The 15,615-nt window shown below is 72.2% G+C and carries 11 protein-coding genes and 3 pseudogenes; 10 read left to right on the top strand and 4 right to left on the bottom strand.

The window, feature by feature from the left end:
- The first annotated feature begins 7 nt into the window (after positions 1–7).
- The 4 genes from panB to pgi all read left to right on the top strand — a co-directional run bounded on the left by panB (position 8) and on the right by pgi (position 3,743).
- Entirely contained in the window at positions 8–823 is an 816-nt protein-coding gene (gene panB / locus FPZ22_RS02565) for a 3-methyl-2-oxobutanoate hydroxymethyltransferase (protein ID WP_144889963.1), read from the top strand.
- On the top strand, positions 820–1,722 hold the full coding sequence (gene panC / locus FPZ22_RS02560) for a pantoate--beta-alanine ligase (RefSeq protein WP_144889961.1): 903 nt from the start codon (positions 820–822) through the stop codon (positions 1,720–1,722). Before panB ends, panC begins: the two co-directional genes overlap by 4 nt.
- A gap of 121 nt (positions 1,723–1,843) precedes the next feature.
- The gene (gene panD / locus FPZ22_RS02555; RefSeq protein WP_144889959.1) at positions 1,844–2,224 is read left to right on the top strand and encodes an aspartate 1-decarboxylase; all 381 of its coding nucleotides are present in this window, start codon (positions 1,844–1,846) and stop codon (positions 2,222–2,224) included.
- A 4-nt stretch (positions 2,225–2,228) separates the two neighbouring features.
- A complete protein-coding gene (pgi, locus tag FPZ22_RS02550; protein ID WP_144889957.1) occupies positions 2,229–3,743 on the top strand; it encodes a glucose-6-phosphate isomerase in 1,515 nt (504 codons plus the stop codon).
- Positions 3,744–3,749: 6 nt separating this feature from the next.
- On the opposite strand, the pseudogene queG reads toward pgi, so the two are convergent.
- Positions 3,750–4,860 (bottom strand): annotated as a pseudogene (queG, locus tag FPZ22_RS02545) (tRNA epoxyqueuosine(34) reductase QueG).
- 26 nt (positions 4,861–4,886) lie between these two features.
- Between queG and FPZ22_RS02540 the strand changes: the two are divergent.
- The 6 genes and pseudogenes from FPZ22_RS02540 (at position 4,887) to FPZ22_RS02515 (ending at position 12,475) form a co-directional block, all read left to right on the top strand.
- The gene (locus FPZ22_RS02540) at positions 4,887–6,389 is read left to right on the top strand and encodes an NAD(P)H-hydrate dehydratase (protein ID WP_144889955.1); all 1,503 of its coding nucleotides are present in this window, start codon (positions 4,887–4,889) and stop codon (positions 6,387–6,389) included.
- Entirely contained in the window at positions 6,386–6,904 is a 519-nt protein-coding gene (gene tsaE, locus FPZ22_RS02535) for a tRNA (adenosine(37)-N6)-threonylcarbamoyltransferase complex ATPase subunit type 1 TsaE (protein WP_144889952.1), read from the top strand. The genes FPZ22_RS02540 and tsaE overlap by 4 nt, the downstream gene beginning before the upstream one ends.
- Positions 6,905–6,992: 88 nt before the next feature.
- Positions 6,993–8,539 (top strand): annotated as a pseudogene (locus FPZ22_RS14210) (N-acetylmuramoyl-L-alanine amidase).
- Between the two features lie 73 nt (positions 8,540–8,612).
- A pseudogene (mutL, locus tag FPZ22_RS02525) lies at positions 8,613–10,489 on the top strand (DNA mismatch repair endonuclease MutL).
- The gene (locus FPZ22_RS02520) at positions 10,490–11,440 is read left to right on the top strand and encodes a DUF1684 domain-containing protein (protein ID WP_144889950.1); all 951 of its coding nucleotides are present in this window, start codon (positions 10,490–10,492) and stop codon (positions 11,438–11,440) included.
- Between the two features lie 18 nt (positions 11,441–11,458).
- The gene (locus FPZ22_RS02515; RefSeq protein ID WP_246120887.1) at positions 11,459–12,475 is read left to right on the top strand and encodes a TraB/GumN family protein; all 1,017 of its coding nucleotides are present in this window, start codon (positions 11,459–11,461) and stop codon (positions 12,473–12,475) included.
- Here FPZ22_RS02515 and rnfB read toward each other — a convergent pair.
- The 3 genes from rnfB to FPZ22_RS02500 form a co-directional block, all read right to left on the bottom strand.
- On the bottom strand, positions 12,433–12,900 hold the full coding sequence (rnfB, locus tag FPZ22_RS02510; protein WP_144889948.1) for an Rnf electron transport complex subunit RnfB: 468 nt from the start codon (positions 12,898–12,900) through the stop codon (positions 12,433–12,435). The genes FPZ22_RS02515 and rnfB overlap by 43 nt on opposite strands.
- A gap of 7 nt (positions 12,901–12,907) precedes the next feature.
- A complete protein-coding gene (metG, locus tag FPZ22_RS02505) occupies positions 12,908–15,004 on the bottom strand; it encodes a methionine--tRNA ligase (protein WP_144889946.1) in 2,097 nt (698 codons plus the stop codon).
- A 155-nt stretch (positions 15,005–15,159) separates the two neighbouring features.
- Positions 15,160–15,585, bottom strand: coding sequence for a DUF2147 domain-containing protein (locus FPZ22_RS02500; protein WP_144889944.1), 426 nt, complete (start codon positions 15,583–15,585; stop codon positions 15,160–15,162).
- Positions 15,586–15,615: the final 30 nt, after the last annotated feature.

Here is a 15,615-nt window from a genome sequence, read left to right as displayed (position 1 = left end):
GACACCCATGAGCAAGCACCAGGAACGCCGGCCGATGACCGTGCCCGGCCTGGCCGAAGCGCGCGTCGAAGGGCGCAGGCTGGCCATGCTGACCGCCTACGACGCCGGCTTCGCGCGCGTGTTCGACGCCGCCGGCGTCGATCTGATCCTGATCGGCGACTCGCTGGGCATGGTGGTGCAGGGGCGTTCATCGACGCTGCCCGTCACCATCGACGACATCGCCTATCACACGGCCTGCGTGGCCCGCGCGCTGTCCCGTGCGCTGCTGGTGGCCGATCTGCCGTTCCAGGCCGACGCCACGCCCGGGCGCGCCCTCGACGCCTCGACGCGCTTCCTGCAGGCGGGTGCGCAGATGGTGAAGCTGGAGGGCGCCGGCCCGAAGCTGGAGGTGATCCGTTTCCTGGTCGAGCGCGAGATCCCGGTCTGCGCGCATCTCGGCCTGACGCCGCAGTCGGTGCTGCGCTTCGGCGGCTTCAAGGTCCAGGGCCGCGAGCAGGCGGCCGCGGAGCGGCTGCGCGCCGAGGCCCGCGAGGTCGCCGAGGCCGGAGCGGCCCTGATCGTGCTCGAGGGCGTGCCGGCAGCACTCGCCGCCGCCATCACCCGCGACAGCGCGGTGCCGACCATCGGCATCGGCGCCGGCGCCGGCTGCGACGGCCAGGTGCTGGTGATGCACGACATGCTGGGCCTGGACTCGGGCCATCGGCGGCCGAAGTTCGTGAAGGACTTCCTGGGCGAGGGCGGATCGGTCGCGGGCGCGGCGCGCGCCTTCGTCGAGGCGGTGCGCGACGGCAGCTTCCCGGGTGAAGAACACTCCTACGCATGAGCGCAGGCATCGAGATCGCGCACGTGCTCGCCGCGCTGCGCGCGCGGATCGACGCGTGGAAACGTGCGGGCCTGCGCGTGGGCTTCGTGCCGACCATGGGCAACCTGCACGAGGGCCACTACAGCCTGGTGCGGCTGGCGCGCGAGAACGCGGACCGGGTGGTGGCGAGCGTGTTCGTCAACCCGACCCAGTTCGGTCCGGACGAGGATTTCGACCGCTATCCGCGGACGCCGGGAGCCGACGCCGCCGGACTCGATGCCGCCGGCTGCGACCTGGCCTGGATGCCCTCGGTTGAAACCATGTATCCGCTGGGCGTGACGCGCGCGGTAAGGGTGCAGGTGCCGGGCATCACCGACGTCCTGGACGGTGCCCACCGCCCCGGACATTTCGACGGCGTGTGCACGGTGGTGGCGCGGCTGTTCAACCAGGTACGCCCGGACGTGGCCGTGTTCGGGCGCAAGGACTACCAGCAGCTGGCGGTGATCCGGCACATGGTGCGCGACCTGGCATTCCCGATCGAGGTGCTGGGCGCGGACATCGTGCGCGAGGCCGATGGCCTGGCGCGCAGTTCCCGCAACCAGTACCTGTCGGGGGACGAGCGCGCGCTGGCGCCCGAGATCCACCGGACCCTGCTGTCGATGCGCGATGCGGTGCAGGCCGGAGGCGACCGGCGGCAGGCGGAGGCCGCCGCCGTCGCGCGGCTGGAGACCGCGGGCTTCGCGGTCGACTATGCGGTCATCCGGACGCCGCTCCTCGTCGAACCCGCCCCGACGCCAGGTGCCACGCAGGGACTCGTCGGCACCGGTGCCGACCCCGCCCCCGACGACGCCCGGCGCGTCGCCCTGATCGCCGCCCGCCTGGGGGCTACCCGTCTGATCGACAACCTCGAGTTCGCCTGATCAGGGATCGGGGTCCGGAAGCTCACCGACGGATGTTCAGGGCCGGTGGAGGGCCCGCCCCACGGGGTCTTGTAGAATGGGCGGCCCAGGCCGCGCCCGCGGCCGCCGCGATCAGCCCACGATGCTCCTGACCCTCCTCAAGGCCAAGATCCACCGCGCCACGGTCACCCACGCCGAGCTGCACTACGAAGGCTCCTGCGCGATCGACGGCCGCCTGCTCGATCTCTCGGGGATCCGCGAGTACGAGCGGATCGAGATCTACAACATCAACAACGGCAAGCGCTTCGCGACCTACGCGATCCGCGCCGAAGCGGGCAGCGGCATCATTTCGGTGAACGGCGCCGCCGCGCACCAGGCCGAACCCGGCGACCTCGTGATCATCTGCGCCTACGGCGCCTGCGACGAGGCCGAAGCGGCCACGTTCAAGCCGACCCTGGTGTACGTGGACCGGGACAACCGGATGACGCACACCAACGACGCCATCCCGGTCCAGGCGGCCTGAGGCCATGGCCGGCGAAGCGTTCGCCCGGCAGCTCCTCGACCACGCGACGCGCCTTTCGGGCACGCGGATCCCCGACCTGGTGGCGGCCGACCCCGGCCGCGCGCAGGCGATGGCGCTGCGCGTGGGGCCCGTTTACGCGAGCTTCGCCCGCCAGCGCATCGATCCTCCCGCGCTCGCCATGCTGGAGGGGCTCGCCGCGCGGGCGGGACTGGCGTCCGCGCTGCGCGCGCTGGTGGACGGCGCGGACGTCAATGGCTCCGAGCGGCGGCCGGCGCTGCATACGGCGCTGCGCTCGGGCATCGGCCGCGGCAGGGCCGCGCGCGATGCGCACGCGCAGGCGCTGGCGGCGCGGACGCGGATGGCGGAGCTCGTCGCGTCGCTTCGTGGATCGGGCGTGAGCGACATCGTCAACGTCGGCATCGGCGGCTCCGACCTGGGACCGCGGCTGGTGGTGGATGCGCTGAAGGATTTCGGAGACGGACGGTTCCGGCTGCACTTCATCAGCAACGTCGACGGCAGCGAGGTGCAGCACGTGCTGCGCGGGCTGGATCCGGCGCGCACGGCGGCGATCCTGGTGTCGAAGAGCTTCGGCACCTGGGAGACATTGCTCAACGGCGCGCTGGTACGCGACTGGCTGGGCGGCGGGGAGCGACTGTACGCGGTGAGCGCGAACGTGCCGGCGGCGGAGGCGTTCGGCGTCGCTCCGGAACGGGTGCTGCCGATGTGGGACTGGGTCGGTGGCCGCTACTCGCTCTGGTCCGCGGTGGGCTTCGCGATCGCGCTGGCGGTGGGCATGCAGGGCTTCGAGGCGCTGCTGGCCGGGGCGGCGGAGATGGACGTCCACGCGGTCGAGGCGCCGCTCGAGGCCAATCTGCCGGTCCGCCACGCGCTGGTGGCGGTATGGAACCGCAACGCGCTCGGCCTCCCCACCCAGGCGGTGCTGCCCTACGATCAGCGCCTGGCGCAGCTGCCGGCCTATCTGCAGCAACTGGTGATGGAGAGCCTGGGCAAGTCCGTGCGCAGCGACGCTCGCGCGCCGGACCTGGCGACGGTGCCGGTGGTCTGGGGCGGTGCGGGAACCTGCGCGCAGCACAGCTTCTTCCAGGCCCTGCACCAGGGCACGGACACGGTGCCGGCGGACTTCATCGGGGTGGTGCGGCCGGCGCATGCCTACGCCGGCAACCACGCCGCCCTGCTCGCCAACCTGCTGGCGCAGGCCGAGGCGCTGGGCAACGGCCACGCCGCGGAAGATCCGCAGAAGGCCCATCCCGGCAACCGTCCGTCGACACTGTTCCTGCTCGACGCGCTCACGCCGCACTCGCTGGGCGCCTTGCTTGCGATGTACGAGCACAGCGTCTACGCGCAGTCGGTGCTGTGGGGCATCAACGCCTTCGACCAGTGGGGCGTGGAGCTGGGCAAGCGCATCGCGGGCGAGCTGCTTCCGTCGCTGCGGGGCGAGGGCGCGGCCGGCGACCCGGTCACGCGTACGCTGATCGACGAGATCCGCGCCCGCAGCTGATCAGGCTCAGGCCTCGGAAGGGGCACCATGCCGTGCCAGCGCCCAGGCCACGTGTTCGCGTATGACCGGGTCGGGGTGCCCGCGGCGGGAAACCAGCGCCTGCAACACTTCCGGCGTCGTCGGCGCGTTCCCCAGTGCGACCGCGATGTTGCGCAGCCAGCGCGCATGCCCGCTGCGGCGCAGGGCCGTCCCTTCGGTGCGGCGCAGGAACTCGTCCTCCTCCCAGGCGAACAGGTCGGCCAGGCTCGCGGTGTCGAGATCGTTGCGGGCGCGGGAAGTCCGGCTCGTCGTGGCGGCGCGCGAACTTGTTCCAGGGACAGACCAGCTGGCAGTCGTCGCAGCCGAAGATGCGGTTTCCCATGAGCGGCCGCAGCTCTTCGTCGATCGACCCTTCGTGCTCGATGGTGAGGTAGCTGATGCAGCGTCGCGCGTCGAGCCGGTTGGGGCCGACGATCGCCTGCGTCGGGCAGACGTCGATGCAGCGCGTGCAGCTTCCGCAATGCGACGTGGCCGGGGGATCGGGCGGCAGGGCGATGTCGAGATAGAGTTCACCGAGGAAGAACCAGGAGCCGCCGTCGCGATCGATGAGGCAGGTGTGCTTGCCGATCCAGCCCAGCCCGGCGTTGCGCGCCAGCGCCCGCTCCAGCACCGGCGCGGAATCCACGAACACGCGGTGGCCGAAGGGTCCCACCTCGCCGGCGATGCGGTCGGCCAGCTTCTGCAGCCGGTTGCGCATCAGCTTGTGGTAGTCGCGGCCCAGCGCATACCGGGCGACATAGGCGCGTTTGCCGTCGGCCAGGGTTTCCCAGGCCTCGACATCGTCCCGGCGGCCATAGTCCAGGCCCACCGAAAGCACGCTGACCGTCCCGGGCACCAGTTCCTGCGGACGCGAGCGTTTGTCGCCATGGCGCGCCATCCAGTCCATCGATCCGTGGAAGCCGCGCGCCAGCCAGTCGCGCAGGTGGCCTTCGTCCTCGCCGAGATCGATGCCGGTGATGCCACAGCGCTGGAAGCCGGCCTCGCGCACCAGGGTGCGGATCCGCGCGGCCAGCGCCGCAGGGTCGGGTGGAGGCGTGGCGCGGGAGAGGGGCGCGACGGCTGAGGGAGGCTGGGACATGGCGCCGCAAGTATAGAATCCGCCCGATGCACGCCCCTCGAACCGACGCCGCCACGCCGCTGTACGACATCGCCGGGATCCGCCGGATGGAGGCGCAGGCGATCGCCGCGCTCGGCGGCGACGGTTTCATCCTGATGCAGCGCGCGGGTGCCGCCGCCTGGCGGTTCCTGCTTGAACATTGGCCCGAGGCGCGGCGCATCGTGGTGGCCGCCGGCCCGGGAAACAATGGCGGCGACGGCTACGTGCTGGCCCGGCACGCGCACGAGGCGGGGCGGGCGGTGCACGTGCTGCACGCGCCGGGCCAGGAGCCGCGCAGCGTGCTGGCGCGGCGGGCGTCGGAAGCCTTCGTGGCCGCCGGCGGCAGGGTCCTCGTGGCCGACGCCGACCCCGTGCTGCCCGCCTGCGACCTGGTCGTCGATGCGCTGTTCGGCATCGGCTTCGACGGTGGTGCCGAAAGTGCGGGCGGTGCGCTGCTGGCGGCGGTGGCAGCGTGCGAGGACGCGGTCTTCGCGCTCGACGTGCCGTCCGGCGTGGACGCCTCCAGCGGCGACGTGCCCGGCACCGCGGTGCGCGCCGAGCGCACGCTGCAGTTCCTCGGTGACCACGCCGGGCTGGCCACGGGCGCTGCGCTCGATCACGTCGGCTGCCTGGAGACGGCGTCGCTGGACGTGCCGGAACAGGCGTCCGAAGGCGTGCAACCCGTGGCCTGGCGCCTGTCGGCGGCCGCGCTCGCCGGGCTGCTGCCGCGGCGCGCGCGCACCGCGCACAAGGGTGTCGCCGGCCACGTGCTGGTGGCGGGTGGCGAGCACGGCACCGGCGGCGCCGCCCTGCTGGCCGCCGCCGCGGCGCTGCGCGCGGGCGCCGGCCTGGTCAGCGTCGCCACGCGCGGAGCACATGTGGCGGCGCTGCTGGCGCGCACGCCCGAAGCCATGGCGCACGCGGTGGACGATCCCGCGGACGTCGCGCCCCTGGTCGCCGCGGCCGACGTCTGCGCGGTCGGTCCCGGCCTGGGACGCGGCGGCTGGGGAGAAGGCATGTTGGCCGCGGCCGTGGACGGCGGCCGCGCGCTGGTGCTGGACGCGGATGCGCTGAACCTGCTCGCCGCCGCTCCCCGTGTGCTGCCGGCCGATACCGTGCTGACCCCACACCCCGGCGAAGCCGCACGCTTGCTCGCTTGTACCGTGCGCGAGGTGGAGCGTGACCGCGTCGCGGCGGCCCACGCACTGTGTGCGCGCCACGGCTGCGTGACGGTGCTCAAAGGCGCGGGAACGGTCGTGGCGGCGCCGGATGGCCGGGTCTGGATCATCGATGCCGGCAACCCCGGCATGGCGGTCGGAGGCATGGGCGATGCGCTCACCGGCGTCGTCGCCGCGCTGCGCGCGCAGGGCCTGCCAGCGGCGGAGGCGGCCGCCGCAGGCGCGCTGCAGCATGCGGTGGCCGGCGACCGCGCCGCGGCGGCCGGCGGCGCCCGCGGCCTGCTGCCGAGCGACCTGATCGCCGCCCTGCGCATGCCCGGAGAGGACGGGTGAGCCGGGAGCGGAGCCCGGGGGGCGCGGGCGCGGCGGTCGAGCACAGCCTCTTCCTCCCCGACGCGGACGCCACCGCCGCCCTTGCCGAAGCGCTGGCTGCGACCCGGCCCGAGCGCGCCGTGGTCCATCTCCGCGGTGATCTCGGTGCCGGCAAATCGACCCTGGCACGGGCCTGGCTGCGCGCGCTGGGCGTGACGGGGCCGGTGCGCAGCCCGACCTACACCCTGGTCGAACGTTACCCCCTGGCATCCGGCGGCGAGGCCCTGCACCTGGATCTCTATCGGATCGGCGACGCCGGCGAACTCGAATTCCTGGGCCTCGACGATGCGGACGCGAGGCTGTGGCTGGTGGAATGGCCGGAGCGCGGGCGCGGTGGCCTGCCGAAGGCGGATCTCGAGGTCCATCTGGGGATCGAGGGCGAGGGGCGGCGCTGCGGGCTGGCATTCCGCGGCAACGCAGGCGAATCGTGGCGAGCCGCTTTCGTCCGCCAGTGGCCGCTTGCAGGGGCTTGCTGAACCGAAGCGGCAGGAATGCGGGGCAGGTCACGGATTTCTAAGGGAAAAGCGGTTGCAAAGTCGCCGCGTGGATGCTTCACTTGCGCCCATGCGCCTCCGGGGACTCCATCTCCAGCAAATCCTGCTCGGCGCGGCCCTGCTGGCCGCGCTGCTCTGGAATCTGGCGAACGCTTCAGAAATCAATCACTTGCGGGTGACCGCGGGGCCGACCGGCACGCGCGCCGAACTGGGGCTCGACGCGGAGGTCGAGTATCGAGTGATCGCGCTGTCCGATCCCGCCCGCCTCGTGGTGGACTTCCCGGGCAGTAGGCTGGCGCCGCGCGTGGCCGCACCCGAGGGCGTCGGCGTGGTCCGGGCGGTGCGCACCGGCCAGCCGTCGGCCGGCACCACGCGCGTGGTTTTCGATCTCGCGCTGCCGGTGGTGGCGCTGGCACCGCGCTTCGAGGCGGGCGCCGAAGGGACCCGTCTGGTGCTGGAGTGGCCCGGCGAACACGGTGCCGCGGAAAGCGTCCCTGCGCGCGCAACGCCGTCGGCGTCGGCTGCCACCTCCCAGACCATGGATCCGATTGCGCGGATCGCCGCGGCGACCCAGTCCGGCGCCGCCGCGGCCGCCGGCACCCCGCCCGATGCGCGCGCCTCGACCGAAGCCACTTCGCGCCTGATCGCAAGTCTTTCCGCCGCCGGCACTGCATCGGAGGCCCCGTCCACGGCATCGCCGCAGCGGCCGCAGCCATCGAGCGATCCGTCGCCGCGGCAGGCGGTGCCGACCACATTCGCCGCTGGCGCCCCCCGCAGGTGCAGCGTGAACCCGCCTCGCGGCCCGCGCCGGCCAGTGCGGCGCAGTCGGCGGCCAGCGGCGCGACCCGACCGCTGGTGATCGCCATCGACGCCGGCCATGGCGGCCAGGATCCCGGGGCCGTCGGGCCCACCGGCAAGCGCGAGAAGGACATCACCCTCGCGATCGCGCGCGAGCTGGCGCGCCAGGTCAACGCCACGCCCGGCCTCAGGGCCCACCTCGTGCGCGATGCCGACGTTTTCATTCCGCTCCATCGCCGCGCCCAGCTCGCGCGTGCCGCCGGGGCGGACATGTTCATCTCGATCCACGCCGATGCCGCCGAGAACCGCAATGCCAAGGGCTCCTCGGTGTACGTCCTCTCGCTCAAGGGCGCGTCCTCACAGCGCGCGCGCTGGCTTGCGGACAAGGAGAACGCGGCCGACCTGATCGGCGGCGGCAAGGCCGCGGCCACCGACAGCATGCTCACCAACGTCCTGCTCGACCTCACCCAGAGCGGACAGATGAAGGCGTCCGAAGACGCGGGAAACCACATCCTCCAGGGCCTCAAGCGCATCGGCAACAACCACAAGCCGCACATCGAGCGCGCCAACTTCGCGGTGCTGCGCACGTCGGACATGCCGGCGATGCTGGTCGAAACCGCCTTTCTGTCCAATCCGGAAGAAGAGAAGCGGCTGGTCGATCCGGCCTTCCAGTCCCGTGTCGCGCGCGCCGTGCTCGACGGGGTCAATACCTACTTCACCAGCCAGCCGCCGCCCGGCACGCTGTTCGCGGCGCGGGCGGCATCGGGTGCGGCCGGCGGGAGCATCGCCGCAGGCGTCGCCGGCGGCGGAAGCCGCTGAAGGCGGGAAGCTCGCTTATCATCGGCGCTGGCCTTCCACGAGCCGGGCGACAGCGCCGGCGTCCCCGATCTCCTTGAGCATCCGCCAGCTTCCCGACACCCTCGTCAACCAGATCGCTGCCGGCGAAGTCATCGAGCGCCCCGCGTCGGTGGTCAAGGAACTGGTGGAGAACGCGCTCGACGCCGGCGCGCGGCGCGTCGACATCGACCTGGAGGAAGGCGGCGTGCGCCTGGTGCGCGTGCGCGACGACGGCGGCGGCATCGCGCCGGAGCAGCTCCCGCTGGCGGTGTCACGACACGCCACCAGCAAGATCGCCTCGCTCGACGACCTGGAAGTGGTGGCCACGCTGGGTTTCCGCGGCGAGGCGCTGCCGTCGATCGCTTCGGTCAGCCGCTTCGCCATCTCGTCGCGCCTCGCGGACGCGGACCATGGCGCTGCGCTGCAGGTCGAGGGCGGGCGCGTCGGCGAGGTCGTGCCGAAGGCGCATCCGCGGGGCACGACGGTCGAGGTCCGCGAGCTGTTCTACAACGTTCCGGCGCGCCGCAAGTTCCTGCGCGCCGAACGCACCGAGCTGGGGCATATCGAGGAATGGCTGCGCTCGCTCGCGTTGGCGCGGCCCGACGTCGAACTCCGGGTCTCGCACAACGGCCGCGCCTCGCGGCGCTACCGCGGCGGAGAGGGCGAGCGCCTGGCGCTGGATGAGGGCGCGGAGCGGCTGGTGGAGACCCTGGGGGAGGCCTTCGCGCAGGCGGCGCTGCGGGTCGAGCACGCCATGGCGCCACGCGCCTTCGACGGCGCGGGCGATGCCTCGCCGGGCCTTCGCCTGCACGGCTGGATCGCGCAGCCGACCTACTCGCGCGCCAGCGCCGACCAGCAGTACCTCTATGTCAACGGCCGTGCGGTCCGCGACCGCAGCGTGGCGCACGCGGTGAAGCAGGCCTATGCCGACGTGCTCTTCCACGGCCGCCAGCCCGCCTACGTGCTGTTCCTCGAACTGGATCCCGCGCGCGTGGACGTGAACGTGCACCCCGCGAAGCACGAGGTGCGCTTCCGCGACGCGCGCCTGGTGCACGATTTCGTGTATCGCACGCTGCACGAAGCGCTGGCCGGGACGCGTGCCGGCAACGCGCCGCTGGTGGCGGCGGTGAGCACCCAGGCCCAGGTGTCGCGCGAGCTCGCCGCGAGCGTGGACGGGCGGCAGCAGTCCGGACTTCCGCTGCGCGTGGACGAGGCGCGCGATGCCTACGCGCTGCTCTACGGCGCGCGTGCCGACGGATCGCAGCCCGATGCTCCCCTCGCCCCGGCCACGGTGCAGTTCGGGGCGCAGGGCGGTTACGCCCCCTGCCCGCGACCGGCGAGGACGGCATCCCGCCGCTCGGCTTCGCGGTCGCCCAGCTGCACGGCATCTTCATCCTCGCCGAGGCCGCCGACGGGCTGGTGGTGGTCGACATGCACGCCGCGCACGAGCGCATCGGCTACGAGAAGCTGAAAGCCGCGCATGACGGCGCCGGCCTGCGCGTGCAGCCGCTGCTGGTGCCCCGGACCGTGGCGGTGAGCGAACGCGAGGCCGACATCGCCGAACGCGAGGCGGGAACGCTCGCGGAGCTCGGCTTCGAGGTCTCGCGCACCGGCCCGCAGTCGCTGCTGCTGCGCGGGGTGCCTGCCCTGCTCGTCCACGGCGACACCGAGGCGCTGTTGCGCGACGTGCTCGCCGACCTGCGCGAACACGGCGAGAGTCGCCGCGTCCGCGCGGCGCGCGACGAACTGCTGTCGACGATGGCCTGCCATGGCGCGGTGCGCGCGAACCGGCGGTTGACCATTGCGGAGATGAACGCGCTGCTCCGCGACATGGAGGCCACCGAGCGCTCCGGGCAGTGCAACCACGGGCGTCCGACCTGGACGCGCTTTTCGCTGGCGGACATGGACCGCTGGTTCATGAGGGGGCGCTAGATGATCCGGTTCCATGCGCGCACCGCCCGCGTGGCGGCCTGCTTCCTGGTGGCGGCCGTGCTGGCCGGCTGCGGCGGGGATGCCCCGCAGACCGATCGCGCCGACGTGCCGCGGACCAGCCCGGCGCTGACCACCGTCGAGGCCGAATGGCGCAGCGAACGGCGCGAGCGCCTGCTGGCCGAGGACGGCTGGACCAGCCTGGTCGGCCTGCACTGGCTCGAGCTCCGCGCGCATTACGTCGGCAGCGAGCCCACCAGCGGCATCCGCCTCGCCGTGGGTCCCCCGAAGCTCGGCCTGGTGCAGCAGGAGCGCGAGCGGGTGTACTTCACGCCGGAGAAGGGAGTCGAGGTCGCGGTCGAGGGAGCGCCGGTGAGCGGTCGCGTCGAGCTGACCGGCGAGGGCACCGCACCGGTCGAGCTGCGCTTCGACGAAGGCCGCGGCCGCCTGTCGCTGATCACGCGCGGTGCACGCCGTGCGCTGCGCGTCAAACACGCCGACGCGCCCGCTCGCACAGGTTTCGGAACCATCGACTACTGGCCGGCGGACGCGCGCTGGATGATCGAGGCGCGGTTCGAAGCGCACCCCGCCGGGCGCACGATCGGGATCGCGAACATCATCGGCGGCGTCGAGCAGCTGCCGAGTCCCGGCGCGGTGAACTTCAGCCACGGCGGCACCGCCTACCGGCTCGAGACTCTGGACGATGGCAGCGGCGGCCTGTTCCTGGTCTTCGCCGACCGCACCAACGGCCACGGCAGCTATGGCGCCGGGCGCTACCTCGACGCGCCCCTGCCGGACGCCCAGGGCCGGGTCATGCTCAATTTCAACCGCAGCTACAATCCGCCCTGCGCGTTCACCGCCTTCGCCACCTGCCCGCTGCCGCCGCCCGAGAACCGCCTGGACCTGGCGGTGACCGCGGGCGAGAAGGCGTACGCGAAACCCTCCGGCACCTGACCACCAGAAAGGATTTCCATGAGCGCTGCCCGTCGCATCATCGCCTGGCCGTTGCTGGCCGTCGCCCTCGTCACGACCTTCGCCTTCGGTGGTGGCGCGGCCGAGGCGACGCGACCGATCATGCAAGCCGGGTCCGGTGCAGCCGCCCACTCCGCCGCCACGGCCGGTGAAAAGGAGCCGCCGGTGCCCCTGCTCTGGAAGGTGTCGGACGAGGACAACTCGCTGTACCTGCTCGGCTCCTTCCACCTGCTTCTGCCCGATGACTATCCGCTGTCGCGCGACGTGGACCTGGCCTTCGCCGACGCGGAGAAGCTGGTGTTCGAAATGGCGCCCGAGGAACTCGCCTCGCCGCAGCTGGGTCTGCAGATGGCACAGGCCGCCATGCGTGCCGACGGCGGCGCGCTCGATGCGCAGCTGGGCCCGGAACTCGCGGCCAAGCTCGCGGACTGGGGACGGGACAACGCCGCGCAGCTGGCCGCCACCGGCATGAGCGTGGAGCTGCTGCAGCGCTTCGAGCCCTGGTTCGTCGGCATGATGGTCACGATCACGCAGATGATGGACCTGGGCTTCACGCCGGCACTGGGGCTCGACGCGCACATGGGCGGACTGGCACAGGCCGCGCAGAAGCCGACCGCCGGCCTGGAGACCGGCACCCAGCAGATCGCCTTCCTCGACGGCATGGAGGCGGGCGAACAGATGCAGATGCTCGAGCAGGCCCTGGACCAGGCCGCGGCGGGCGCGGAACCGATGCTGGCCCTGCATGCCGCCTGGCGGGCGGGCGACGTCGAGGCCATCCTCGAAGGCACGGTGGCCGAAATGCGGCGCGACTTCCCGGCCCTGTACCGGGCGATCAACGTCGAGCGCAACGATGCCTGGCTGCCGGAGCTGGAGGCGCGCCTGCGCGATGATGGTACCGACGACACCCTGGTCGTCGTCGGCGCCATGCATCTGCTGGGCGAGGATGGCCTGGTCGAGAAGCTGCGCGCGAGGGGCTACGAGGTGGAGCGCGTCTGCTCGGCCTGCACGGCACCCTGAGGCCCGGGCGCGGGCAGCATCACGATGCAGTCCACCGGGCAGGCCGGCACGCACAGCCGGCACCCGGTACAGAGCGGTTCCAGCACCACGTGCATGCGCTTGCTGCCGCCGACGATCGCGTCGACCGGGCAGGCCTGGATGCACTTGGTGCAGCCGATGCAGTCGGCTTCGACCACCAGCGCGACCTCGGATGGATGGTGCTCGCCGAGGCTGCGGTCGTAGGCTCGCGGCGGCACGCCCAGCAGCTTCGCCAGCGCACGCGCGCCTGCATCGCCGCCCGGGGGGCAGCGATCGACGCCGGCTTCGCCGGCGGCCATCGCCTGGGCGTAGGGGCGGCAGCCGGCGTACCCGCACTGGCCGCACTGGGTCTGCGGCAGCAGGCGGTCGACACGTTCGACCAGGGCGTCGGCGTCGCGCGCGCCCATCGCCGGCTCAGCGCACCGGCATCCCGGGCGCGGCGCCGTCGTCGGCGCCCAGCAGGGCCAGCGCGCCGCCGTCGAAGCCGGCCGAGAGGATCATGCCTTCACTCAGGCCGAAGCGCATCTTCCGGGGCGCGAGGTTGGCGATGAAGACGACGCTGCGGCCGACCAGGGCCGCGGGATCGCCGTAGCTGGCCCGGATGCCGGAGAAGATCTGGCGCGTGCCCAGCTCGCCGGCGTCGAGCTCGAAGCGGAGCAGCTTGTCGGAGCCTTCGACGAAGTCGCAGGCGAGGACCCTGCCGATGCGCAGGTCGAGCTTCGCGAAGTCGTCGATGGAAATGGTGGGAGCGGTGGTGCCGGCAGCGGCGGACCCGGAAGCCGGTGACGCCGTCGCCGCCGGAGCCTTCGCTGTCGCGGGTGTGGGGCTCGCAGCCGTCGCTGCCCCGGCCCCGGCGGGCTTCAGGTCGTCCTTGCTGGCGTCGATCATGGCGTTGAGCTGCTTCGGGTCGATGCGGGTGAACAGCGGCTGGTAGTCGGCGATGCGGTGCGCGAGCAGCGGGGCCTCGAGGTCCTGCCAGCGGGCGAGGGGCGCGGCGAGGAAGGCCTCCACCTGCGCGGCCATCGCCGGCAGCACCGGGCGCAGCGCGCCGGCGAGCACGCGGAACAGGTTCAGGCCCTGGGTGCACACCGCCTGCAGTTCGGCCTCGGCGCCGTCCCGCTTCGCGATCACCCAGGGCTTGCGCTCGTCGATGTACCGGTTGGCCTCGTCGGCCAGCGCCATCGCCTGGCGCAGCACGCTGGCCGGCTCGTTGCGCTCGTAGGCCTCGCGGATCGGTGCCAGTGCGTCCACGAAGCGTGCGTACATCGCGGGCTCCGGCAGCGCGGCCGAGAGCATTCCGTCGAAGCGCTTGCCGATGAAGCCGGCGCAGCGGCTGGCGAGGTTGACGAACTTGCCGACGATGTCGGAGTTCACCCGGGCCACGAAATCGGCCAGGTTGAGGTCGATATCGTCGACCCCGCCCGAGGACTTCGCGGCGAAATAGTAGCGCAGCGCCTCGGCCGGAAGGCCCGCGTCGAGCCAGGTGCGCGCCATCACGAAGGTGCCTCGCGACTTCGACATCTTGGCGCCATCGACGGTCAGGTAGCCGTTCACGTGCAGGCGCGTGGGCGCGCGATGGCCGCTGCCGTGCAGCACGGCCGGCCAGAACAGGCCGTGGAAGTTGATGATGTCCTTGCCGATGAAGTGGTGCATCTCGGCCTGGCTGCCCGGCGCGGTGAACGCGGCATAGTCCAGGCCCTCGCGCTCGCACAGCGCCTGGAAGCTGGCCAGGTAACCGATCGGGGCGTCGATCCAGACGTAGAGGTATTTCCCCGGGTGGCCGGGGATCTCGAAGCCGAAGTAGGGCGCGTCGCGGGAGATGTCCCAGGCGCGCAGCCCGCCTTCGCCGTCGACCCATTCCAGCAACTTGGCCTTCACGCCCGGCACCGCGACGTCCCCGCCCAGCCATTCGCGCAGGAAGGCCTCGAAGTGGCCGAGCTCGAAGAAGAAGTGCTCGCTCTCGCGCAGCTCGGGCGTCGCGCCGCTGACCACCGAGTGCGGCTGCAGCAGTTCGGTGGGCGAATAGGTGGCGCCGCAGTGCTCGCAGTTGTCGCCGTACTGGTCGGCGGTGCCGCAGCGCGGGCAGGTGCCCTTGACGTAGCGGTCGGGCAGGAACATGCCCTTCACCGGATCGTAGAGCTGGGCCACCGACTTCCGGCTGATGTGGCCGGCGGCGTCCAGGCGCCGGTAGATCTCTTCGGTGAGCGCACGGTTGCGCTCCGAGTGGGTGGAGTCGTAGTTGTCGAAGGCCACGCCGAAGTCGGCGAAGTCGCGCTCGTGCCCGACCTGGATCCCGGCGACGAAGTCCTCCGGCGTGGTCCCCGCCTTCTCGGCCGCGAGCATGATCGGCGTGCCGTGGGTGTCGTCGGCGCAGACGTAGTGCACCGTGCCGCCGTCCATCCGCCGGGCGCGCACCCAGACGTCGGCCTGCACGTAGCCGACCAGGTGACCGATGTGCAGTGGACCGTTGGCGTAGGGGAGGGCGTTGGTGACGAGGGCGGGACGGTGCATGCGCGGCGGATTCTGTGGCTGTCGGGCGACCGCGGATTATCGCATGCGCGTGCGGCGGCCCCAGGCGGGCGCGGCCCGGCCACCGTGGCCCGACGCTGGAAGCGAAAGGCCCGGCAGAGCCGGGCCTCGTGTCGCTCGGTCGCGGAGCGCGGGACTCACTCGCGGACCCACACCTGTTCACGGCAGATGAAGGCCACGCAGCCGGACACGCCGAGGCGGTTGGCGTCGATCAGCTTGGCCTTGGACCTGTAGGTCTTGCCCTTGGCGGGATCGAGGATGGTGCCGCCCTCCCAGCCATCGCCGCCCTGCACGAGGTCCCAGAGGATGGTCATGCCCTTGATCGGCTTGTCCTTGTTGGCGCCCTTGCACTTGTCGCAGGTGGGGTTCGGGCCACGGTCGGACTGGAGGATCTCGACCACCTGGCCGCGGAGCTTGCCGCCGGACTCGGTGATCTCGACGATCGACTTCACCTTGCCGGTCTCGTCGTCGATGGTCTTCCAGCGTCCGACCGGTGACGCCTGGGCAAGGGCGAGCGACGGCAGGATCGCGGCAAGCAGGGCGAATGTCTGGATGGCACGCATAAGGCTTCCTCGGGTCTGGGGCATGTGTCG

This window comes from Luteimonas granuli, assembly GCF_007795095.1.
In the GTDB taxonomy this organism is placed as follows: Bacteria; Pseudomonadota; Gammaproteobacteria; order Xanthomonadales; family Xanthomonadaceae; genus Luteimonas; species Luteimonas granuli.
This window is presented reverse-complemented; position numbering and strand designations above follow the sequence as displayed.